Origin of the sequence: Pseudobacter ginsenosidimutans, assembly GCF_007970185.1 — a bacterium.
GTDB lineage: Bacteria > Bacteroidota > Bacteroidia > Chitinophagales > Chitinophagaceae > Pseudobacter > Pseudobacter ginsenosidimutans.
The window spans coordinates 3,476,261-3,499,837 of sequence record NZ_CP042431.1 but is presented as its reverse complement, the minus strand read 5'-3'; the positions used below and the strand labels follow the sequence as shown (position 1 = coordinate 3,499,837).

The 23,577-nt window shown below is 48.5% G+C and carries 22 protein-coding genes; 11 read left to right on the top strand and 11 right to left on the bottom strand.

Annotation, left to right across the window (positions count from 1 at the left end; translation table 11 throughout):
* The first annotated feature begins 48 nt into the window (after positions 1-48).
* On the top strand, positions 49-690 hold the full coding sequence (locus FSB84_RS14260; protein ID WP_207234350.1) for a Crp/Fnr family transcriptional regulator: 642 nt from the start codon (positions 49-51) through the stop codon (positions 688-690).
* Here the strand turns inward: FSB84_RS14260 and FSB84_RS14255 are convergent.
* From FSB84_RS14255 to FSB84_RS14220, 8 genes are all read right to left on the bottom strand, one after another.
* A complete protein-coding gene (locus FSB84_RS14255; RefSeq protein WP_130544286.1) occupies positions 632-1,933 on the bottom strand; it encodes an MFS transporter in 1,302 nt (433 codons plus the stop codon). The two genes, FSB84_RS14260 and FSB84_RS14255, sit on opposite strands and share 59 nt — an antisense overlap.
* A 50-nt stretch (positions 1,934-1,983) precedes the next feature.
* Positions 1,984-2,643 (bottom strand): beta/alpha barrel domain-containing protein, encoded by a 660-nt coding sequence (locus tag FSB84_RS14250; RefSeq protein ID WP_130544287.1) that lies wholly within the window; start codon positions 2,641-2,643, stop codon positions 1,984-1,986.
* Positions 2,636-3,658 carry a sugar kinase gene (locus FSB84_RS14245; protein WP_130544288.1) on the bottom strand — a complete coding sequence of 341 codons (1,023 nt, stop codon included), beginning with the start codon at positions 3,656-3,658 and terminating at the stop codon, positions 2,636-2,638. Before FSB84_RS14245 ends, FSB84_RS14250 begins: the two co-directional genes overlap by 8 nt.
* A gap of 22 nt (positions 3,659-3,680) precedes the next feature.
* The gene (gene kduI / locus FSB84_RS14240) at positions 3,681-4,511 is read right to left on the bottom strand and encodes a 5-dehydro-4-deoxy-D-glucuronate isomerase (RefSeq protein WP_130544289.1); all 831 of its coding nucleotides are present in this window, start codon (positions 4,509-4,511) and stop codon (positions 3,681-3,683) included.
* 35 nt (positions 4,512-4,546) lie between these two features.
* Positions 4,547-5,308, bottom strand: a complete 762-nt coding sequence (locus tag FSB84_RS14235; protein ID WP_130544290.1) for an SDR family NAD(P)-dependent oxidoreductase — start codon at positions 5,306-5,308, stop codon at positions 4,547-4,549.
* Between the two features lie 27 nt (positions 5,309-5,335).
* Positions 5,336-6,772 carry a glucuronate isomerase gene (uxaC, locus tag FSB84_RS14230; RefSeq protein ID WP_130544291.1) on the bottom strand — a complete coding sequence of 479 codons (1,437 nt, stop codon included), beginning with the start codon at positions 6,770-6,772 and terminating at the stop codon, positions 5,336-5,338.
* Between the two features lie 165 nt (positions 6,773-6,937).
* Entirely contained in the window at positions 6,938-8,458 is a 1,521-nt protein-coding gene (locus tag FSB84_RS14225) for a tagaturonate reductase (protein ID WP_130544292.1), read from the bottom strand.
* Between the two features lie 201 nt (positions 8,459-8,659).
* Positions 8,660-9,529, bottom strand: a complete 870-nt coding sequence (locus FSB84_RS14220) for an ROK family protein (RefSeq protein ID WP_130544293.1) — start codon at positions 9,527-9,529, stop codon at positions 8,660-8,662.
* A gap of 857 nt (positions 9,530-10,386) precedes the next feature.
* Here FSB84_RS14220 and FSB84_RS14215 point away from each other — a divergent pair.
* Both FSB84_RS14215 and FSB84_RS14210 read left to right on the top strand, forming a co-directional pair.
* A complete protein-coding gene (locus FSB84_RS14215; protein WP_130544294.1) occupies positions 10,387-11,034 on the top strand; it encodes an RNA polymerase sigma-70 factor in 648 nt (215 codons plus the stop codon).
* 776 nt (positions 11,035-11,810) lie between these two features.
* Positions 11,811-12,056, top strand: a complete 246-nt coding sequence (locus FSB84_RS14210; RefSeq protein WP_130544295.1) for a hypothetical protein — start codon at positions 11,811-11,813, stop codon at positions 12,054-12,056.
* A gap of 1 nt (position 12,057) precedes the next feature.
* Here the strand turns inward: FSB84_RS14210 and FSB84_RS14205 are convergent, their stop codons facing one another.
* On the bottom strand, positions 12,058-13,044 hold the full coding sequence (locus FSB84_RS14205; RefSeq protein ID WP_130544296.1) for a helix-turn-helix domain-containing protein: 987 nt from the start codon (positions 13,042-13,044) through the stop codon (positions 12,058-12,060).
* 334 nt (positions 13,045-13,378) lie between these two features.
* A complete protein-coding gene (locus tag FSB84_RS14200; RefSeq protein ID WP_130544297.1) occupies positions 13,379-14,395 on the bottom strand; it encodes a metal-dependent hydrolase in 1,017 nt (338 codons plus the stop codon).
* A 74-nt stretch (positions 14,396-14,469) separates the two neighbouring features.
* On the opposite strand from FSB84_RS14200, the gene FSB84_RS14195 reads away from it, so the two are divergent.
* Together FSB84_RS14195 and FSB84_RS14190 are read left to right on the top strand one after the other, a co-directional pair.
* A complete protein-coding gene (locus FSB84_RS14195; protein ID WP_130544298.1) occupies positions 14,470-15,786 on the top strand; it encodes a gluconate:H+ symporter in 1,317 nt (438 codons plus the stop codon).
* Between the two features lie 12 nt (positions 15,787-15,798).
* The gene (locus FSB84_RS14190) at positions 15,799-16,917 is read left to right on the top strand and encodes a D-TA family PLP-dependent enzyme (RefSeq protein ID WP_130544299.1); all 1,119 of its coding nucleotides are present in this window, start codon (positions 15,799-15,801) and stop codon (positions 16,915-16,917) included.
* Positions 16,918-16,919: 2 nt separating this feature from the next.
* Here the strand turns inward: FSB84_RS14190 and FSB84_RS14185 are convergent, their stop codons facing one another.
* The gene (locus FSB84_RS14185; protein WP_130544300.1) at positions 16,920-17,906 is read right to left on the bottom strand and encodes a LuxE/PaaK family acyltransferase; all 987 of its coding nucleotides are present in this window, start codon (positions 17,904-17,906) and stop codon (positions 16,920-16,922) included.
* A gap of 54 nt (positions 17,907-17,960) precedes the next feature.
* On the opposite strand from FSB84_RS14185, the gene FSB84_RS14180 reads away from it, so the two are divergent.
* The 6 genes from FSB84_RS14180 to FSB84_RS14155 all read left to right on the top strand — a co-directional run bounded on the left by FSB84_RS14180 (position 17,961) and on the right by FSB84_RS14155 (position 23,575).
* Positions 17,961-18,434, top strand: coding sequence for a hypothetical protein (locus tag FSB84_RS14180; protein WP_130544301.1), 474 nt, complete (start codon positions 17,961-17,963; stop codon positions 18,432-18,434).
* Positions 18,435-18,437: 3 nt separating this feature from the next.
* A complete protein-coding gene (locus FSB84_RS14175) occupies positions 18,438-19,283 on the top strand; it encodes a UbiA family prenyltransferase (protein ID WP_130544302.1) in 846 nt (281 codons plus the stop codon).
* Positions 19,284-19,323: 40 nt separating this feature from the next.
* Complete coding sequence (locus FSB84_RS14170; RefSeq protein ID WP_130544303.1) at positions 19,324-20,874, top strand: hypothetical protein; 1,551 nt, start codon at positions 19,324-19,326, stop codon at positions 20,872-20,874.
* A 61-nt stretch (positions 20,875-20,935) separates the two neighbouring features.
* On the top strand, positions 20,936-22,039 hold the full coding sequence (locus tag FSB84_RS14165; protein WP_130544304.1) for a M42 family metallopeptidase: 1,104 nt from the start codon (positions 20,936-20,938) through the stop codon (positions 22,037-22,039).
* Positions 22,036-22,221: a hypothetical protein gene (locus FSB84_RS14160; protein WP_225980072.1), complete on the top strand. Its 186-nt coding sequence runs from the start codon at positions 22,036-22,038 to the stop codon at positions 22,219-22,221. Before FSB84_RS14165 ends, FSB84_RS14160 begins: the two co-directional genes overlap by 4 nt.
* Entirely contained in the window at positions 22,202-23,575 is a 1,374-nt protein-coding gene (locus FSB84_RS14155) for a class I SAM-dependent methyltransferase (RefSeq protein WP_130544305.1), read from the top strand. The genes FSB84_RS14160 and FSB84_RS14155 overlap by 20 nt, the downstream gene beginning before the upstream one ends.
* The last annotated feature ends 2 nt before the right edge of the window (positions 23,576-23,577 follow it).

The window sequence follows — 23,577 nt, the reverse complement described above, 5'->3', positions numbered from 1 at the left end:
GTGAACATGCCCGGTTTCCGCCGGGAAAAACATGTTCGCACGGTCACATTGAAAAACGTTCTACACAAAATACAATCGGTCTACCCGCTCTCTGCGGATGCCATGCATTTATTCATTTCCCATCTTGAACAGGTTAACCTTCCCAAAGGGCATCAGTTATTCAAAGAAGGAAGAACAGGTTCTCAGCTCTACCTGATCGAAAGGGGAATTGCACGCGCATTCTCTGTGAGAGATAATAAGGAATTGACTTTCTGGTTTGGCCTTGAAGGTGATGTAGCCATGAGCTATTACAGCTATATTGCCAACAAGCCTGGTTATGAAACGGTTGAACTACTGGAAGATTCTGTACTGTATTCCATTTCCCTCGACAACCTGCAGGAATTATTCACCACCAATATCGAGATCGCTAACTGGGGTCGCAAACTCGCAGAGTTCGAACTGGTGAGAACGGAACAAACCTTCATGACGCAGCAAAGCCTCCCTGCTGCAGTCCGTTACCAACTTTTGCTGGAACAGAATCCGCAACTGATCCGCCGCGTACAACTTGGCTACATCGCTTCTTACCTGGGTGTTACACAGGTAACGTTGAGCCGTATACGCGCCGGTCAGACAGGAAGCCGCTACTCCAGTTTTATAGCGTTACTCGCTTCATTTTCGGAACCAGCAGGTGCATCACTAACCATGCTGTGAGATAGGCCAGACCACAGATCACGAACATGATCATGTAACCAACGGTAATATCTCCCTGTCCTTTGTAGTATTCAAAAAGATATCCCGCGCTCTTGGCAATCAGGATACCACCGAGGCCACCTGCCATACCACCGATCCCGGTGATACTGGCCACTGCCCTCTTGGGGAACATATCAGATACTGTAGTGAAGATATTGGCGCTCCATGCCTGGTGTGCTGCTGCTGCAAGACCAATGATCAGCACAGCATACCACATACCGAAGGAACCAAGGTACTGCGCCGCCATTACCGGCAACACGAAGAGCGCGTAGATGAACATGGAAGTTTTCCTTGCCTTGAATACAGGCCAGTTATTCTTGATGAGATTACCCGGCACCCATCCACCGAAAATACTTCCAAATGCGGCAATGGTATACACAATGGCTACAGGTACTGCAATATCCGTGTTGGTAAGATGGTATTGTTTCTTCAGAAAATCCGGCAGCCAGAAAAGATAGAACCACCAAATGCCATCAGTCATGAATTTACCGAGCGCAAAAGCCCAGGTCTGACGATAGCCGAGCAATTGTCCCCAGGAAATTTTCTTCGCGGCATTCGCTTCGTTCTGCTCGGCTTGTTCATCTTCATCACTATGGATATAATCGAATTCGGCTTTGCTTAAACGTTTGCTGCGCGCAGGGATCTCATACAACCAGAACCAGAATATGAGCCAGATCAGCCCTACCGCGCCGGTGATCACGAATGCCATGCGCCAGTTCAATGCTTCAGCAATGAAAGGCACAGTGAGTGGTGCAATGATAGCGCCAATATTGGAGCCTGAATTGAAGATACCGGTTGCGAGTGATCTCTCTTTTTTAGGGAACCATTCAGCCGTGGTTTTGATGGCGGCGGGAAAGTTACCGGCTTCTGTAACACCCAATGCTGCACGGGCTACAAAGAAACCACCTGTACTGCTGATGAAACCGTGACCAATAGCCGCAATACTCCAGGCAATAAGAGATGCTGCATATCCCAGCTTGGTGCCCAGCTTATCGATCAACCGGCCGATGAACATCATCGCAATCGCATAGGAAAGCTGAAATGCTACGGTAAGGTTGGCATAATCAATTTCAGTCCAGTTGAATTCCTTTTCCACATAACCTTTTACAAGGCTGATCACCTGTCTGTCCAGGTAATTGATTGTGGTGGCAAAGAAAATGAGGGTACAGATTGTCCACCTGTATTTTCCTATGGCTTGCTGCATGATCGATCAGGGTTTTGGTTGTGTTGAATGAAAAGATGAAGACTACCCGTTTATCTTACCTCTTTGATGAGTTGCAATGCAGCGCTGGCGGCGGCAGTGAGCTCATCGTATTTTTTCTCCTCAAGTACAGTTTTCGTGATCAGTTTGCTGCCCATGCCCACTGCGCTCACGCCGGATCTGAACCAGGCAAACAAATTTTCCTTCTCTGCTTCCACACCACCGGTGGGCATGAAAAGCAGATCGGGGAACAGTTCGCGGATAGCGCTCATGAAACCGGGCCCCAGCAGGTTGCCGGGAAACAGTTTGATCAGCGATGCGCCTGCCTGTTCGGCTTTGATGATCTCGGTGGTAGTCATACAACCGGGGATCCAAAGCATTTCCTCTTTATGGACCGTCTCCGCCACTTCTTCGATCATACCCGGAGCTATGATGAAATCCGCGCCGGATCTGATGAAAGCTTTCGCATCTTTTTTTGTTTTGATAGTGCCGATGCCGAGCAGCAGGTCTTTGCATTCCTTGTCGCGCACTTTCAGCATCGCTTCAAAATTATCCTGCGCAGCCGCGCCACGGTTGGTGAATTCCACCACTCTTACACCACCTGCATATAGGGCTTTCATTACACCGATGCAGGTATCGGGATCCGGATGAAAATATAAAGGGATAAGCCCCTGTTCTGTGATCGTTTTCCTGATCAGTTTGTTTTTATCCATGCTTGCTGGTTCTTTTTTTAATGGTTTCCATATCCTGACTGGTGGCATCGCCTTTCTCCATGAGCTTGCCGAAAGCCGCAGCAGCTGCGGTATCGATCACTTCCTGCGGATCACGACGGTGATAAAGCCCGTAAATGAGTCCGGCCATAAAGCAATCGCCGCTTCCTACTTTGTCCACTATTTTCGAAGCCACCAGTTCGGGTGAGTGATGTTGATGACCCGCAGTGTCCAGTGATGCGTAATAGAGAACGCCGCCTTCACCATGATCGAAGCGGAAAGTATTGGCGATCGTTTTTACTTTGGGGAATTGCTTGTGAATGGCGAGCGCAGTTCTGCCTGCATGCTCCAGGAAATCCTGTTTGCTGCCATGCAGATGGATCTCCGGATCCACGGGAATGCCGAGCAATGAATTGGCTGCCCAGATATTGCCCATCACCACATCACAATATTCCACCAGGGAAGGCATCACTTCCACCGGCTTCTTTCCATATTTCCACAAACTCGCACGATGATTGAGATCGATGGATACGGTAATGCCTTTAGCTGCAGCAGCGGCTGCACCTTCGCGGCATACAGCAGCAACCTGCTCTGTGAGCGCCGGGCTGATGGCGCTGAAATGGAACCAGCGTGCATCGCGTAATACTTCGTCCCAATCGATCATTCCAGGCTTGAGTGAACCGAAGGATGAATGAGCGCGATCATAGATCACGCCTCCGTTCTTCAGGTCGGTTCCCTGCGGGAGATAATAGGTCCCGATCCGCGAACCGGAAAAGTGAACAGGCTTTGTGCTGATCCCTTTCTCTTCAATATGTTCACAGATCTCACGCGCCAGATAATTATCGGGCAATGCAGTACTGTATTCCACCGGCACTTTCCATCTGGCAAGCGCAGTAGCTACATTCAGTTCGGCCCCGCCTACGAACACGGGCATGGAAGCTTCGTGTATCCATTGCCGGTTGAGCGCAGGTGAAAGGCGCAACAGCAATTCTCCAAAACAACATACTTTCTTATTCATACCGCAATTGGTCTCGTTTGGTTTACCTGATCTCACTGATGGCAACGGCGTCCATATCAGTGAAAACTAAATTCTCTCCTGCCATTCCCCAGATAAAGGAATAGCTGGCAGTGCCTGCTCCGGAGTGAATGCTCCAGGGTGGCGAGATCACTGCATCGTGGTTGGCCATAAGCAGGTGGCGTGTTTCCGTGGGCTCGCCCATAAAATGGAAAACGCGATGCTGCTCCTGTACATCGAAATAGAAATAGGCTTCCATCCTGCGTGTATGCGTATGTGCAGGCATGGTATTCCAGATACTTCCTTCATTCAGTACAGTGAGGCCCATCACCAGCTGGCAGCTTTTGAGGCCATCGAGGTGAATGTATTTATAGATCGTGCGTTTGTTGGCAGTGCTTTGATCGCCCAGTGTTACAGGCGATGCTTCTTCCTTGCTCAGTTTACGGTTCTCATAAGTCTGATGCGCAGGTGCAGAAAGCAGGAAATAAACAGCAGGGCTCTTCGGATCATTGCTTTTGAAAGTCACGTCCTTTGTGCCTTTGCCGAGATAGAGCGCATCGAGTTTGCTGAGGGGAAATATTGTTCCGTCAGCAGTTACTGTTCCATCTCCACCTACATTGATGATGCCGATCTCTCTTCGTTCTAAAAAATATTCAGCGCGCAACTCGGGGTGATTCGCCAGTGTGATATGGCTGTTTACCGGTTTGGCGCCTCCGAGGATCACGCGGTCGTAGTGTGAATACACCAGCTGTAACTGGTCGTCTTTCATCAGACCGGGCACATGGAAATTATCACGCAGTTGCTGCGTGTTCATGGTGCTGGTCTCTTTTGGACTGTTCTGAAATCTGATCTCCATTTTTCTTATTTGTGTTGTTCTGCTCTTCTAAAAATTTATCGGCCCATCCAGCCGCCATCAACGGTGAGGATGGTGCCATGCACATAGCTGCCTGCTTCTGATGCAAGGAATATCACAGGCCCTTTGAAGTCCTGCGGCTCACCCCAGCGTCCTGCGGGAATGCGGTCAAGGATCGACTTGCTTCTTGATTCATCGGCGCGCAGCGCTTCCGTATTATCTGTTGCGATATATCCGGGAGCAATGCCATTCACGTTCACACCTTTGCCTGCCCATTCATTGGCGAGCGCTTTCACCAGTGAACCTAATGCACCTTTGCTGGCTGCATATCCGGGAACATTGATGCCGCCCTGGAAAGTGAGTAAGGAGCAGGTGAAGATGATCTTGCCGCTGCCGCGTTGGATCATGTCTTTTCCAAATTCACGCGCGAGAATGAACTGGGCATCGAGATTGATGTTCATCACTGTGTCCCAGTATTCATCAGGATGTTCAGCAGCAGGCTTGCGCATGATAGTGCCTGCATTGTTAATGAGGATGTCTGGTTGAACAGGTCCGCTTTTTACAGCATTGATGAAATCATAGACTCCACTCCTTTCAGCCAGGTTTGCTTTGTGTGTATAGAATTTTCTGCCGAGGGCTGTTACTTCTTTTTCAACATCGCTTCCGGGAGCGAGCGAAGCGGAAACACCAATGATATCGGCTCCTGCTTCCGCGAGGCCCAGGGCCATGCCCTTCCCGATGCCTTTGTTACAACCTGTTACCAGTGCGGTTTTGCCGGTGAGATCAAAATAATTTTTCATAAGTGAAGTCCTTTCGGTTGTGCATGATTACTGTTGTGCTACCAGTGTGGCCTGATCTGCAAACTGCCAGTTGAAATAATTTTTGGCATTGTTGTAGCAAATATCCTGCACTACTTTGCCGATCCAGTCGGGATCATTCGGCAATTCACCATTTTCAATTTCTTCTCCTAACAGATTACACAATATACGACGGAAATACTCATGACGGGGAAATGAGAGAAAGCTTCTCGAATCAGTAAGCATGCCTACGAAACGACTGAGCAGTCCCATATTGCTCAACGCATTCAATTGTTTTGTCATACCATCTTTCTGATCCAGGAACCACCAGCCTGATCCCCACTGCACCTTACCTGCAATGGAACCATCATTGAAATTACCGATCATGGTGGCCATCATTTCATTGTCTGCCGGATTGAGATTATAGAGTATAGTACGTGTGAGCTTGTTGTTCTTATCCAGCCGGTTGAGGAAAGCTGCGAGTGAGCGTGCCTGTGAGAAATCGCCAATGGAATCCCAGCCTGTATCAGGTCCGAGTTGCTGTAACATGCGGCTGTTATTGTTGCGCAATGCGCCGAGATGGTATTGCTGCACCCATCCACGTTCCCAGTCCCATTCTGCAAAGATCACCAGCATCGCGGATTTGAATTGTTTGCGTTCCTGCAGCTCCAGTGTTTTTCCACTGCGCACTTTATCGAAGATGGCGCGCAGCTCAGCTTCAGTGTACTCTTCTGCATAGATCTCTTCCAGTCCATGATCGGAAACGGAACAGTTCATACTGGCGAAGAAATCATGTCGTTTCTTCAACGCAGTGAGATAATCATCGAATGAACCGATATTGGTATCGGCAGCTTTTTCTAATCTGCCGAGATAATTGCTGAAGTTGGCGGGATTGTCCACATTCATTGCTGCATCCGGACGGAAGGCAGGCAGGATGGGAATTTCGAAGCCATCATTTTTTACCTGCTGATGGTATTCCAGTGAATCCACAGGATCATCTGTGGTGCATATTATGCGCACATCCATTTTGCGGAGCAGGTTACGAACAGAGAAATCAGGCGTATTCACTTTGGCGCTGCTTGCTTCGTATATTTTTTTTGCAGAGGCAGGATTCAGGATATCCTTTATATCGAAGTAACGTTGCAACTCCAGGTGAGTCCAGTGGTACAGGGGATTGCGGAGTGTATAGGGAACCGTCTCGGCCCATTTCTGAAATTTCTCCCAGTCGGATGCATTGCCGGTGCAATATTTTTCATCCACACCATTGGTGCGCATGGCGCGCCATTTGTAATGATCTCCGTATAACCATACCTGTGAGATATTACTGAATTGGGTATCTTCTGCAATCTGCTGGGGAGGAAGATGGCCGTGATAATCGATCACCGGCATGTGTTTAGCGAAATCGTGGTACAATCGTTGTGCCGTGGCGGACTGGAGCAGGAAATGCTCGTCAAGGAAATTCTTCATATCTATTTATTTGGTCCCGGCTGATTCACAGATCAGGCGGGGTTTTCGTGAAACAACAGTTCAACACCCCCAATATTAAAGGCTTTACCCGCTGAAGACTGTTGATCTATTACCAAAATATTATACTTTTTTGGCAAGCTGTCGCTCCCGGCAGGCCGCGCCCGCTTAGGCAATCATGCTGTCCGACTGAAAACGAGCGATGAGTTGCTTCGCTCCCTGATCCAGTAACTGGTTCAGAAAATTGGTAACAGCTTCTGCAAATCCGGGCAGGCTGGTAAGGTCTGCACCCCAGAAATCAGCGTCGCTCAATATGGATTGCACCAGTTCAGGCGCTTCCATTTTCTCCCATTTCTCCGCATAGGCGGCAGCGTGATCATCGTTCACCAGGTATTTCTTTCCAAAGCTGGTTCCATAATATGCTTCTCCCTCTTTAGTGCTTCTCATGAAAAGCAGATGAGCGGCAAAGCCGGCAGCCATCAACTCAGGCACATTTCCATTGCGTTCATAATGTTTCAGCAGCACAGGTATATTGCGCATCTTCATTTTGGAAGAGTATTGCATGGTGATGCTGATCCATTGATGATCGATATGCGGATTGCGATAGCGGTCCAGCACTTTCAGTGCAAAATCTTTAGCCATTTCCAGTGTAAGTCCTTCATCAGTGATGGCCGGAGCGATCTCCTGCAGCATGAGGGCACTGATCAAATGGTTGAAAGCAGGATTGGCCATTGCTTCCTTTACTGTGCTGAAGCCTGCAAGGAAAGCGAGGCCGCAGGTGAAAGTATGCGAACCGTTGAGCAGACGGAGCTTGAGCTCACGGAACACGTTGATGTCCGGAGCTATCACCACACCCGGATCCGCTTCGCGGAAAGAAAGAATATGCTTCACTCTTTCAGAACCGGATTCGATTGCCCATAAACGATAGACTTCAGATTTTATCATGAGCGCATCCTTGTAACCGGTAGCTTTTTCCATTTCCTGCTGTTCCAGGGCAGGCAGTTTACCGGGCACAATGCGGTCTACGAGCGAATTGCAGAAATCATTGCATTCATCCAGCCATTTCATGAAGGGAGAAGGCAGGTCGTTGAACACAGCCAGTTGCTGGCAGATCTTTTTGAGCCTGGTGCCATTATCCGGGATCAGTTCAGTGGGAATGATCACCATACCTTTATTGGGATCTCCGTTGAAAGCTTTGTAACGGGCATAGAGGAAGGCCAGGAGTTTTCCGGGGAAGGAGCCGGGCGGTGTGGCGCGTGTATCCTCCAGCACCAGTTCGATACCTACTTCCGTGGTATTGCTGACCACGATCTCCATATCCGGGTTCTGTGCGCATTCCAGTATTTTGGGCCAGTCGAACCGCGCAGAGAGCATGCGGCTGATGCTGGCATTCACTATATTTTCGGAAATGGTTTCTCCATTCTCCACGCCACGAACACAAAGCGTGAACATGCCGTCCTGTTGGGCAAAGGCATCGGAATCCCCACCCCGCGTGCTTTTCACTACTACCACACGCCCGTTGAAGATGCCTTGTTTGTTGGCTTTATCAATAAAAAAATCCGGCAATCCGCGCAACAGAACGCCGGTGCCGAACTGCAAAACTTTCTCGGGCAGGTCAAAATAAGACGGTGCCGGAACATTCACTTCGGGCGAAGTAATACTTACAATCGTTTGCCTTGACAGATTCATGGGGCCGTGTGTTTTTTTTGAAAAAGGTGAAGAATACCGGCTTTTCGTTCAGCAAGTGTAAAAAGTTATTCAATACCGTCAACTGAATGAACGCGGTTTATTTACGCAAACGTTACCGATGCGGAGTGGAAATGACAGCCTTTATTCAAATGGAAAGGTTGCTAAGAAAGGAGAAAGTAAAGATAGGAGAATTCGCCAGAATCAGGCCCAGTTGGCGGCAGCGCCCACAATATGGGCATCTTCTCCCAGTGTTGCGATGCGTACCGGGAGGTTGATATTCCTTTGCTGCAGGGCAATTTCCAGGGCAGGCAGGAAGAGCCGGTAACTTTTGGCGATATTACCGCCAATCACCACAACATCAGCAGGATGGGATGGCAGCACTGTTTCCAGGAAGTCCGCCAGATGCCCGGCAAACTCACCGAATATCTCGCCGATGGCGGGGTCTTCCGGTAATTTTTCCACCAGTGCTTTGGTATTGGCCAGCTCCAGCCCCGATTGTAACGCGTACCGTTGAACGAACCAGCGTGAGGCCAGCAGATCTTCGGCAATCAGTCCTTTAAAAGGCATTCGCCAGAGATCGGCATCCACCACTTTGTTATGATGGAACCAGGCAGAGCCAAGCCCTGTTCCCAGGGTAAGTCCCAGTACGCTTTTGCAGCCACGCGCAGCTCCGCCGGCTATCTCTCCTTTCAGGAAACAGAGCGCATCGTTCATCATGCGGATATGTTCCGGCAGGATACCCAAACGGGCTGCCAGCATTTCTTTGATATTGAGACCATAGAGCTGATCATATTTGCCCTGGTCTTTGATATAACAGATCCCCTGCTCATAGTCCACGGGACCAGGCATGGCAATGCCGATCCTGCGATGGCTGTTCGCTTCCGGATGATGGATATATGCAGCTTCAATGGCTAAGGCCCATGCGTGGATCACGACGGATGCCGCTTCCTGCGACTGTACCGCTCTTCTGATCAGGGTACCGGGAACGATGCTGCCTGTATGCGGATCCACCAGGGAAGCCGTGATATGAGTGCCGCCGATATCCACTCCGGCGATAAGACCTGTATTCATGTATGATAGTATGAAACCTGCTAACTAAAACGTTTTAGCTAACCTGAGGTGAAGATAATAAAAATATTGAACGCAAGTAATTTTTTGAAAAAGCCGCTGCTTTTTTTGTCTGCGGACCATGCTTTTGGCTGCCCGGTGTTTAGCAGGTTTAGATATTGTCAGCAGGTGGATTCACATTGACGTGCATCTTAAAATGATCTCAAATACATGCAAGAAGATATTTTTCGGTTATACCAAATAGTTATATATCAATTGATCAGCTGTTTTTTATTCATTGGCGGGTGCGCTTTTTGCATAGTATGCAGTAACCCATACACTATAACCAAATCTCTGCCGTTTATCTCTGCGGTATCCAATTTCCGCATCCACACTGCGTTTCGCATCAATATTTCTCTACAAGAAAAAACAATTCTGCTGCAAGAAAATACACCAACACTTTAGAATACCCGAATGAGGTCAAATATTGATCGCAGTAAAATCCAACCACGACTGTTTAGCGTAAATTCTATTTTGCTGGTAAGGATATTACCTGTAATCTTGTACCCAGATTCACTCTTTTCTCTTTTAGTAGCTTCACAAAATTGGGATAACGACTTTCAACTTTCATTAAGGCTCGCGAGGTAAGCGGGAAAATTACAGACCACGGCTCATAGAGCTGCGCGTTACTGGTTATGCCGGTTATATATCCACGCAATTGTCGGATCCCCCGCTTCACGTTACCATATTATTTTCCATTGCAAACATCTCCTGGTGTTTGATGCAATGCATTGTTCTGCCTGCTGAATCAGGCGGCCATATATCATTGTGTTTGCATCAGGGTATATATCACATGTTCACGTTGCAAAAAAAGGCGATAAATGAAAGAACAATTCCCCGGTCATTCCGGCTACGCGTATCAACAGGAGCCAACCACCAGTAATGAAACCATCACAGATCCGTACCGGCCCGCACCTGCCGCTGACCAGGACCAGGCCATGGTAGAAGAGTTGAGAAGCGGCAACTCACAGGCTATGATCTCTTTCTTCAATCTGTACTATGCCCCGCTCTGTTATTTCGCAGAGCGGATGATACACGACAGGCAGGCTGCTGAAGACATTGTGGAAGACACATTCATGAAGCTCTGGAAAAAACATACTGATTTCGCCAGCATTCAGAACATCAAGGCATTTCTCTACATCACCACGCGCAATGCCTGCCTGAACCTCCTCAAGCAATACCAGCGCGATGCAGTTTCGAGAAGGGAGCTGGCTTATCTGAATGGCGACAGTGATGATTTTGTTCTGAACACCATCATCCGCACGGAAGTGATGGCGGAGATCTACCGGCAGATAGAGAAATTACCTACACAATCCAGAAAGGTTTTGAAGATGAGTGTGTTCGACAATATGCGCAACCACGAGATCGCTGCGGCGCTGGATGTGAGCATCCATACGGTGAAGAACCAGAAAGTGAGAGCGATGCAATTGTTGAGGATGAATATCTGCCGCAATCACTCCGGCGCATAAAAAAAATTTTCGCTTTCAATAGTACCGGGGATCAGGTTTATTGTTTCTATTATTATACCGCTTGAATACACAATGAAAAACCAAATACTGCTCTAACAATTGCACTATGAAAAACTCATTCCATTTTTAATATGGTTAGTTTTTATCGCATGTGACTGTTTGGTTGGGTCACAACCGGGGAGTGTTTCTACTCTCCCTCATTTTTTTCAACCTTTGCTCCTGTTCCAATCTATCCTTACCATAATCAACATCAACTTATCATTCGCGGTTTCCTCAGGAGGCCGGGGCCGGTGATCACCGGCCTTCTTTTTTTAGTATATATATCAACGTTAGCACTGATTACGATTGATCCGGTACGGACATAAAAAAATCCGGGGTACCGGGAATGCCTCAAGTCTTTTTAACCCTCTCATGCACCAGGTATCTTCCTGTTATGTAGACCCTCTGCATCCTGTACATAACTGTCAGACACCCGTTCGGCATGCTAGCTTGCATTCCGGACGCCCGGACTATAAGTTGATAAATGGAAGAGCTGCTACCGGTATCCCATTTGTCCGTTCCGGCCTGAGCCGTAAGCGAACATTTACATACTATTCTTTCCCCCATAAATATCCCATTGATTACAGAACTGCGGTTATGTTTTCGGGATAAAAACTTTCTTTTTTTTGCATTCCTCTAGTACATATTTCCTTCCTGGTTGTTTCTATTCATACAGGGGGTTCGTTTGTCTTGATCCGGGGTTGACCTGTTCCTTTTCATTATAAAAATATTTCCCCATGAACAACCAGCAAGTGGTTGGTTCCTTTCATATTGCCAACCTTATCGTCAGGCACCTCAAAGGACAGCTGACTGACGAAGAGCTAAGGGAGCTGCATTACTGGATCAACAGCAATGAAGCCAATTACGAACTATTTGAATTATTGAAAACCACAGGGGCTACCCGGGATGCCATGCAATGTTTACGTACTTATCCTGCAGGTGAAGCGCTGTTTCGGTTTTTACGAAAACTGAACAATACCTGAATCATTTATTGCGCTTCATGGCGCTCGGAGGAAATCCCATTCTTTTTTTGAAGGCTGCAGTGAAACTGCTCACATTCTTATAACCTGTTGCAAAAGCAATTTCGTGTATCGGTGTATCTGTTTCCGTCAGCAGCGATCTCGCTTTTTCCATTCTCGCTTCCAGCAAAAAATCAAAAATGGTAACGCCGTACAATTGCTTGAATCCCTTCTTCAGCTTGAAATCGTTGATGCCTACCTTATGCGAAAGCTCTATCACGGTTAGAGGATGTTCCATATTCTGCAGCAGGTATTCCCTCGCCTCCCTGATCTTATCGATATCATACTGATGCAGCCTGATATCGGAAGCGCCGGCAGTACCAGGAACAATGCGGGTAAAGGCAAGCAATAACAGTTCGGACACTTTATTGCGCAGGTACAATGTTCTCACCTCTCCCGTGTAATCACTATACAGCATGTCACGGATAATGGTGATCATTTCCGGAGTGAGGCTGGTATTGGACGCACTAAGAAATGCCTCTTCTCCATTATCTGCACGGTCCAGGAAATGCTGGAGCGCCGGAAAATATGGCGCATATACATCCAGGTAAGATCGGTGGAAACGGATAGTAAGTGTGGTATATTCTTTCATGTCATCGAAAAAGGCCTTCACTTTAAGGGAACCGGAACAGAACAGGTTCAACTGTCCTTCTGACCATTTCAGGTTGTTGTTATCCTGGAACTGGTAACGAACATGGCCACGCAACACAATGTGAAGGTTAAGCAAAGGCTCGTCCACTGCTGCTTCCAGGCTGCCCGGCTTTTCAATGTTCAGATACTGATGCCAGATAGTGAACCAGGGCGTGCCGATCTCCGAGAACAGGATCGTGCCCAGATCAGCCTGCACAAATACCCGGCGGGCTCCCGGCAGGGGCTGATGGTTGGATAAGGCTGGTATTTCCGTGGTAAAAGACATGACTCTCTTACCTCCTGTGGTGAGTTTAACATCCATAGCTGTTCATATTATCCGTTCCATTACCAATAAAAGGCAACCGGATCATCATCGTTGTGTAACACTACCATCGAGCAAAAAAACAGGAAGACCAGGCGAGAGATCTCACCCTACAGGAACCCAGGAGTACAGAGGGAAGAATAGTTGAAGCCGGGATTTGAATCTCACTCCTTTATTCCTGCAGAAATCTCTGCAAGCTGTATGGGTAAAGTTAATCAGCTTTTCTGAGAGAATAGTCAACAGGGGTGATTTCACGGGGATCCCGCATAAGTGAATACCTATAAAATCCGGTAAGTAATTGAGCGTAGCGAACGGAATTTTTGATAAGCGTAAACTAATTGCCCCTGATCCGCCGCAGCAGACCTTTGGCAGCTGCCTTATCCCAGTTGGTGAAACGGCCGCGCTGGATCACCAGTTCATTATCGTCAGGGTTCTGCATGAAATAGTGGAAAACGAAACCAGCATCAGGATTGTTCCAACCGATGATCTGCCCGAAACGGAGATCATTGAACACCAGGGTGCTGTCGCCCCATTTTTCCACCGTATAATATCCCTGTGAGAAACGAATCAGCCTGTGTGTATCTTCTTCATCTTTCACAGGCTCCAGCAATTCTTTGTTGCGCGGAAAATAAGTGAACAGCATACTGGTATCCCTGTCGAAAAAACTACGATAACCGAGGTGGTAACCCGCAGTATCTTCCAGCACAATATACCAGAGCATATTGTTGAGTGGCGTTGGCGTACTCAGGTATCTGTTCCATTGAATGCCCTGCGCTGCAGCCATCTTTTTCACTTCGCGGTCGGTGGCGGTTTTGCTCACCACGCCGAAGCCGAGATAGAACACGCACATCACGATAGACATCCTCACCCAGTTGAGCCTTGCCTGCCTGTTCTTATTGCTCATCACCAGCAGTGCAACAAATGCCACACCAGGCCAGATGCTGAACAGCGGATCTGCCACGAAGAGCAGATCGAAACCGAAACGATGATGACTGAAAGGTTCGAACCAGCCTGTACCATACGCATTCATTGCATCCAGCACAACGTGCACCAGCATCTCCACACTAAAGAAGGCAAGCCATTTTTTGAGTGAAATATCATGCGGACGATGCACCCTTTCCGCAATTAGCGCCATGAGGGGCGTTACCAGCAAAATGAAAAGAAAGGAATGCGTGAAACCACGATGCGCAAGAAGATCGTTCACCGGGTTCAACCAGAACGATGCAACGAAGTCAACATCAGGCAGGCTCTGCATCAGAGCGCCCCAGAACATGGCTTTCTTTCCAACCTGTTTTCCTGCAAAAGCTTCGCCGATGCAGGCGCCGAGTACGATATGCGTTAGTGAATCCATAAGGCTTGCTTCAAAAATAACGGATTATAAGTATATTAGCTGACTAACTGTACACCAATTCACCCTGTCCTCCCATGACATTATTGATTGTGTTCTTTGCTTTGCTTGCACTGATCCTGCTGGTCACCTGGGGCAAATGCAACGCCTTCCTCGCCTTCCTGGTAGTTTCCATAGCTACGGGACTTTGTTTGGGAATTCCTGCAGACAAGATCACCAGATCCGTTCAGAAAGGTATCGGCGATACGCTCGGTTCCCTGGTGGTGATCATCATGCTGGGCGCCATGCTGGGCAAACTGGTGGCCGCCAGCGGCGCCGCCAAACGCATCACCGATGTGCTGATGAAAGCATTCGGCGAAAAGAATATCCAGTGGGCATTGATGGTCACCGGATTCATCGTAGGCATTCCACTTTTCTACAATGTTGGTTTTGTATTGATGGTGCCGCTGATCTTTTCAGTGGTGTACCAATACAAATTACCTGCCGTATACATCGGCCTGCCCATGCTGGCTTCATTATCGGTTACACATGGGTTCCTTCCTCCACATCCTTCACCTTCGGCGCTGGTTGGACAGTTCAATGCAAACATGGGACTGACGCTATTGTATGGTTTTGTTATCGCTATTCCAACCATCATTGTGGCAGGGCCTGTATTTGCACGTACGCTGAAGAATATAAACTCCGTGCCGCTCAAAACTTTTCAGCCGCCTGTATTGAACGAAAATGAAATGCCGGGCTCCGCCAATAGTTTCCTCAGTTCGCTCCTGCCCGTGCTCCTGCTGGCCACCACTGCACTGCTGCCATTGCTGCCTGCCATGCAGCGCGGCTTCTGGCCTGCATTGCTGGCCTTTGTGGGAGATCCAATTACCGTGATGCTGCTATCGGTGATAGTGGCTACCTTCACCCTGGGCATCGCCAATGGAAAGAGCATGAAGGATGTAATGGATATCTATGGAGATGCTGTGAAAGATGTGGCGATGATAGTGCTGATTGTTGCAGGCGCCGGTGTATTGAAACAGGTATTGGTAGACAGTGGTGTGAGCAACGCCATCGCTGCACAATTACAGAACTGGCCGATTCCCCCACTGGTACTGGGCTGGCTGATCGCTGCCGTGTTGCGCGTTTGTATCGGTTCCGCCACCGTAGCAGGCTTGACCACTGCCGGAATTGTGGCGCCCACTATCACACAACTGAATGTAGAGCCCAATCTGATGGTATTGAGTATCGGCGCAGGCAGCCTCATGTTCTCGCACGTGAATGATGCAGGCTTCTGGCTGTACAAAGAATATTTCAACCTGAGCATCAAAGACACACTCCGCTCCTGGAGCCTCATGGAAACCATCGTGGCCGTCATGGGATTGCTGGGCGTGCTCCTGCTCAACCTCGTAGTGTAAAAAAAGAAAACAATGACCCAATCCTCACAACAATGGTTCCGGATCAATGATGCGGACCAGATCGATTCCCCGGCGCTGATCATCTATCCTCAACGCGTACAACAGAATATCGATGCGCTTATTGGAATGATCGATGATATACAACGATTACGCACACACGCAAAAACACATAAGACCAAAGAAGCGGCCATCCTGCAAATGCAGGCGGGTATCCGAAAATTCAAATGCGCTACCATTGCCGAAGCAGAATTACTGGCGCAGGCCGGCGCTCCGGATGTACTGCTGGCCTATCAACCAATTGGTCCCAAACAGGAACGCTTCTTCAACCTCATCGATAAATATCCCGATACTGTTTTCAGTTGCCTGATCGATAATATCGAAACAGCCAAAGAGCTGTCAGCCCATTTCCTCACCAATGGAAAACTGCTCCCCGTATATATAGATCTGAATATTGGTCAGAACCGCACGGGCATCGTTCCTGAAAAAGCGCTGGCATTGTATGAAGCTGCTGTTGCATTACCAGGCATCGACCTGAAAGGATTGCATGCCTACGACGGACATATCCATCATCCTGTTCTGGAAGAAAGAAAAAAGATAGTGGATGCGGCATATGCGCGCGTGGAAGCACTGGTGCAGTTATATTCCGATAAAGGATATGGAGCGCCAATAATTGTGGCAGGCGGTACTCCCGGTTTTCCCATCCATGCAAAAAGAGAAAAAATAGAATGCAGTCCGGGCACATTCATTTTCTGGGACAATGGTTATCTGAACGAATGTCCCGAGCAACCATTTGTTCCCGCAGCAGTATTGCTGACGCGCGTAGTTTCATTGCCGGACGAAACGAAGATCTGCGTGGACCTGGGACACAAATCCGTTTCAGCCGAGAACGATATTTCAAAGCGTGTGTATTTCCTGAATGCGCCGGAACTGAAGCCAGTTGGGCAGAGCGAAGAGCACCTGGTACTTGAAGCTGGCGCGGATCATGGGTACAAAGTGGGAGATATTCTCTATGGTATACCACATCACGTATGTCCAACCGTTGCCCTGTATGAGCGCGGTATAACCGTGGAGAACTCGGTAGTGAGCGGAGCATGGAGGATTGCAGCGAGAGACCGGACCATTGGTATCTGATCTCATATACCTGCCACCATCAGGCTGCAGCCGCGGATATCGCTGTTGTCCACGCGGCCCTGCACTTCAAAGCTGCCATCTTCATACACGCGGCCCACATCTTCCGTTGCGATGAAGCAGCAGGAATAGATATTGGCGAGGTCGATCACATTGATGATACCGGTGCCGGATAGGCGAACATCCAGGGGATCATCTTCCTGCCTCACCCGGATCTGCATCCAGGCTGGTGTATGAAAAATGCCTTCGCCTTTGGAATAGCCCTGAGACAGGAGCTCGGTCATACCATATTCGGAATGGATGGAGCTTAGTCCGAATGCGGTTTTAAGGATATCATGCACTTCCTGGCGGGTCATTTCTTCCCTTCGTCCCTTCATACCTCCTGTTTCCATAATGATGGTGTGCCGCAGTGGCATGGGGAATTTCTCTGCAAAATCCAGCAGCCCGAATGTAACGCCAATGAGTAGTGTTTTTTGCTTCCTGGCTTCGAGCGACTGCAGTACCTGTGCTAATTTTTCATGCTCATAGAGATAGAACCCGGAATCCGGATGCCCGCTTCTGCGGACGAGATCGTCTGCCATCACCACCAGGGAGGAATTGCTGCGTTCCAGGTAGCTCGGCAGCAGACCGATGATACACCATTCGTTCACCGGGCCGTAGAATTGTTCGAAGGCGAGCAGGAAGCTCTCCCGGTACAACGCCAGGCTTTTCACGGAATGACGGCTATTGATGGTTTGCGTGGTGCCGCTGCTCATGAAAACCGCTTCCGGTTCAAATAAGGTAGTTCGCACATCGCGGGTCTTGAAGAACTGGATGGGCAGGTAAGGAATATCCTCTACCCGCTTTACATCGTCCCCAACTATCCGCAATGCATTTACGTATTCACGGTAAACGGGATTTTGTTCATATTGGAAACGGAACAGTTCCAGGGCCAGTTGATCGAAGCCCGCCTGATCCGTCAAAAAAACTTTATCTTCATATTTAGAATTCATACACTAAGCGTAAGGGACAAAGCCATTAAATTTGTACTCAACCGAGCAATGAATATGCGTAAATTATCATATTACAGCCTTCTCCTGCTGGTTCCGGCCGCCATCCTGGTCTGGAGCAGTTGCAGCAAAGATAAGCTGAGATCCAAACCGAGTATCAAACTTAGTTCTATCAGTACCCGCGAATTGCCCAGCCAGAATGATCCCCACCTGATCGTAACCTTCGATTATGCTGATAAGGAAGGCGATGTTGGCGGAGAGAGAGCACTTTGGGTTAAGAAGACCTACCTGAACGAGCGTCAGACAACCCTGCACGAACCGGACAGCTTTTCGCTGGGCGTACCTGTTCCTACTGTTCCAAGGCAGGATGGTCAGATCGAAGCCCATATGCGCGCTTCCATCTTGCACATGGCACTGGATCCTGGTAATCCGGCCCAACCGGATACCATCAATCTCCGTTTCGTTCTGAGAGATGCCGGCGGCAATACCAGCGATACCCTCGATGCAGGCACGGTTGTGGTGATCCGTTAAAAGATGTTCAGGTACTTATTTCATTTTTTTCTTTTTACCAGCCTGTTTATTTCAGGATGTGCGCTGATGATGGTCCATCAGACCAACCAACTACTGCACCTGCAGTACGATATTCCCGCATACCTCCTCTTCGTTTTTTTTGCCACCCTCTGCAGTTACAATTTCCATTGGTACCTCACACCGGATATGCCTTCGGAAACCCTGCGCATCGGATGGACACAAAGGAACAAGTCCCTGCACCTGGCATTGTTCATCATCGGGTTCATAGGAGCCGGCTGGTTCTTCATTCATTTCATCCGGCATTGGTTCTGGCTGATGGGCTCCGTGGTACTCACCTTCCTGTATTCGGCGCCCAAACTGCAGTTCCCGCCATTCCATCACCTGAAGAAAGTGGCCATCGGCAAAACCATCTTCCTTGCATTCGTATGGATGTATGTTACCACCTTCCTTCCCATTGCCATTGATGATCAGCACTGGGGACTTCCCGCCGCCCTGCTTTGCATCCATCGCTTTTTCCTGATCTACGCCATCTGTATCATCTTCGACTACCGTGACCGGTTATACGACCGGCAACAGGGCATCCGCAGCATGATCACGCATTTCAGTGAAGCCGGTGTGAATGCCATATTCCTGGTCTCCCTGCTGATCTTCGCATTGTCCACTGCCTGGTTTTGCTATCTTCTGAAAACCGGCTGGCTTTATTTTGCAGCATTGCTGATACCAGGCATCCTTACCGCCCTTCTCTATCCTTATGCGAAAAAGAATTTTTCCGATTACCTCTTCTACTTCGTTTTGGACGGCCTGATGATGCTATCTGCCCTGTTGATGCTATTACTGCCTCCCCGCTAATTCATTATGTACTATCTTTCCGGCTCAAGTTGTGATGCCTATGTTCCAACAATACAGGCTCCCGATCGCATCGATCATTTACATTGCCTTCTGCCTGCTGCTTTTTCCTGCCTACCGGTTCATCTTCGATGATGATGGCATCGGCTATATGATGGTGGCGCGCCGGCTGGCGGAAGGAGATTATCATAATGCCATCAGCAGCTACTGGAGCCCGTTACATTCCTGGCTGGTATTGCCACTGATCAAATCAGGCATGGCTGAGATCGCGGCTTTCAAAATCTCCAATTTCATCATTGGTGTTTTTATCCTGGTCCAGGTTCACCGCCTGAGCAACAAAACAGCTCTGAGCGACCTGCTGAAAACCGTGCTGCTGCTCGTTTCCATACCCATCATTATTTATTATGCCATTTTCGAGATAGCTGCGGATATATTGTTCTGCTTGCTGATACTGGTATACACCGATCTCATTACATCCAGGGATTTCTACAAGCGCCCCCTGCTGAACCTGCTTTGCGGTGTGGCAGGCGCCGCCCTCTATCTTACAAAGGCATATGGCTTTCCCTTCTTCATACTGCATTTCACTATTATTCAGATATGGCATTTCATACATTCCAAAGATGTTGAGAGAAAGAAATGGATGTTTCGCAACCTGGCGCTCGGCATCGGCAGTTTATTGTTGCTGTCTGCTCCCTGGATCTGGATCTTATACAACAAATTCCACGTGTTCACCATCGGTTACACAGGAAAATATAACATGAACGTATACCTGTATACGCGGCAACTGACCACTACAGAACTGGTTACTCCTCCCCCTTACCCCGACTCCCCCGGGAACTGGGAAGATCCCTGGTTCGATCCAATTCAAAGGACACCAGGAGAATACTATTTCCGGCCCGATATCCTGGTGAAGCAGATCAGGCTTTTCTTATCGAACCTGATCGAAGCCATATTCTGTTTCAACAGGCTTTCCTTTCTCGCATCGGCCATCCTTTTCATTATGGGGATTTACTGGTTCTATCAGCGAAACAAAAACATTTTCCTGTTCTTCCTTACGTCCGCCATTCTGCCCCTGGGTTACCTGATGGTGCATATCGAAACAAGGTTTATCTGGGCGGTTGGGCTGTTACTCCTGATCGGCGGTTCCCAGCTGTTGCAAACCCTGCTCAACAGGCTTCATATCAGGGGCAGCAAAGCGCTGCTTTGCTGGTGTATTTTTTTCGGCAGTTTCCTCATAACACCAGTCAATCATCTGAAGGATGCGGCCGGTGAGAATGCGGAACTGTTCCAGCTGGCAGATTTCGCCAGGGAAAAAAATATCCGGGGGAATTACCTGGTGTCTGACAATGCAGAATATTATTTCGTTCCCAAACTGGCCTTCCTCACCCGCAGCAGTACCTGGTTACTGACCAAACCCGATATGCCCTGGGAGGATCATCTCACCGCCATGCGGAAGCATCATATCAACTACTATTTCTACCGTTATAACAATGCCAGGGAATTGCAGGCGTTTATGCAGGGAGCGCTTTACAAAGCCGCTTACAAAGTGCATGACGCGGGCCTTTACAATTTGCTGGTCCTGGAGATAAAATGAGGCGCCGACAACAGAAAATCTGTACTTTTAATTTTCAGATAACCTAAAAGAAGCATCGATTATGGCGAAAGCATCCAAAGAAAAATCCATTCTCACCGATAAGAGCTTATCATTCCTTCAAAAATACATCAACAACGCCTCTCCCGTTGGTTTCGAAAGCAGCGGCCAACGACTCTGGCTGGATTATATCAAACCTTATGTAGACACCACCTTCACAGATCCTTACGGAACAGCTGTTGGCGTGATCAATCCCAAAGCGCCTTTCAAAGTTGTGATCGAAGCACATGCCGACGAGATCAGCTGGTTTGTGAATTATATCACACCCGAAGGACTGCTCTACCTCAAACGCAATGGTGGTGTGGACCACCAGATCGCACCAGCACAACGCGTGATCATTCATGGAAAGAAAGGTCCTGTGAAAGCTGTTTTCGGATGGCCCGCCATTCATACACGCATCCACAATGAAGGCAAGGAAACACAACCGCGGGTAGACAATCTCTTCCTTGATTGCGGAGCAAGGTCTAAAAAAGAAGTGGAAGACCTCGGCATACATATCGGCGCTGTTGTTACCTACCAGGACGGCTTTGATGAGATCGCATATGACTACTATATCGGCCGTGCATTCGATAACCGTGTAGGAGGTTTCATGATCGCTGAAGTGGCCAGGTTACTGAAAGAAAACAAGAAGAACTTACCATTCGGATTATATGTAGTGAATGCAGTACAGGAAGAGATCGGACTGAGAGGCGCAGAAATGATCGCACGCCGCATCAAACCGGATGTTGCCATCATCACAGACGTTACCCACGACACTTATACTCCCATGATCAACAAGATCATTGAAGGAGATGTTGCCTGCGGAAAAGGGCCTTCACTGGCCTATGGACCTGCAGTGCACAACAAACTGCTGCAGCTGGTACAGGATGTAGCCGAAAAAGCAAAGATCCCCGTTCAGTTGCGCACCGTGAGCCGCAGCACCGGAACCGATACAGATTCATTCGCCTATGCCAATGACGGCTGCCCTTCCGTGCTGATCTCCATCCCCCTCCGCTACATGCATACAACCGTTGAGATGTTGCATAAGCGGGACATTGAACAGACCATCCGTTTGATGTATGAGACCGTATTGACATTGACACCGAAAACAAATCTCAGTTACCTGTGATCAATACCATCTTTTTATACCTCGATCCCGGCAGCGGTAGTTACCTGATACAGGCAATTATCGCCGCCGTATTGGGCGCACTCTTCTACTTCAAAAGCTTTTGGTGGAAAGTGAAAGCCTTCTTCTTCAGACCGAAAAAGAAAGATGAAAACGGCCATGAAGATGCCCAGGGAGACATCTGATCGCATAGCCGGTTCCTACAAAGACCCCAGTGGCTTTGTATTCATGGCCGGACAACTGATTTGCCGACAGGTGAACCAGGTCTATGCCACACGCTATGACCACCTCATGCAAAGCGGCCTCTACGAGGCCCTCGCCGCCAAACACTGGCTGGTCCCTCATGCAGAAATCGACGAAAATCTTACTCATACCAGCGAATGGTACAAGACCCTTCGCCCGGAACCGATCCATTTTATCAGCTATGCATATGAATGGACCGGTTCACAACTGCGGGATGCAGGCATCCTAACATTGCTGATCATGCGAAAAGCTATGGAACACGGCATGATCCTTAAAGACGCCACACCTTACAATGTACAATTCCATTCCGGCAGGCCATTGTTCATCGATACCCTGAGCTTTGAATGGTATGATGAATCCAAACCCTGGATCGCTTACAGGCAGTTCTGTGAAACCTTCCTGTTCCCGCTTTTACTGGAAAAATATACAGGCATTCCTGTTCATCATTGGCTGACCATGCACCCTGATGGCATTCCGGCTACTACTGCAGCCTCCCTTCTGCCTTTCAGAAGCCGGTTCAACGCCGGCGTGTACCTGCATGTTTTCCTGCCTGCATCCGTTGCGCGCAAGGGAAAAACATCATCGAAGGGAATTGGTTTCAGCAGAACGAAAATGCTCAACCTCCTCCAGCACCTGGAAAGTATGCTGCGAAAAACCGGCAGACTGGATGCAGGCAGCACCTGGAGCAATTATTATGATGAAACCATTTTAGGGCAGGAATATCTCAAAGCCAAAGAGAATATTTTCCGTCAGCTGCTTTCTTCCACCGAAGCCGATACAGCGCTGGACCTGGGCGCCAATAACGGTTATTTCTCCAGGATCCTGGCCGAAAGCAACAGGCAGGTGATCGCTACCGATTTCGATCATATGTGCATCAATCACCTGCATGCGCAAACGAAAAAAGAAAAGATCAGGAATATCCTTCCCCTGGTGCTGGATATAGCCAATCCCAGTGCAGCAGGCGGATTCAACAATACAGAAAGGCCGGCCTTTCACCAGCGCATCAAAACAGACCTGGTGACTGCCCTTGCCCTGGTCCACCATCTTGCCATCAGTAAAAATATCCCCTTGCCCAACCTCGCGGCCTATTTTCATAGCATCGCACCTCAGCTGATCATCGAATTCCCCTCCAAAGAGGATGAGAAAGTACAGCTCCTGCTTGCTAACCGGGAGGATATTTTCGATGAGTACACAGAAGCAGGATTTGAAAAGTCTTTCGAAATCTATTTCGATATAAAGCAGAAAGTAAGGATACCGGGGACTCTCCGAACGCTCTATTTTATGAAAAGAAAGTAAGA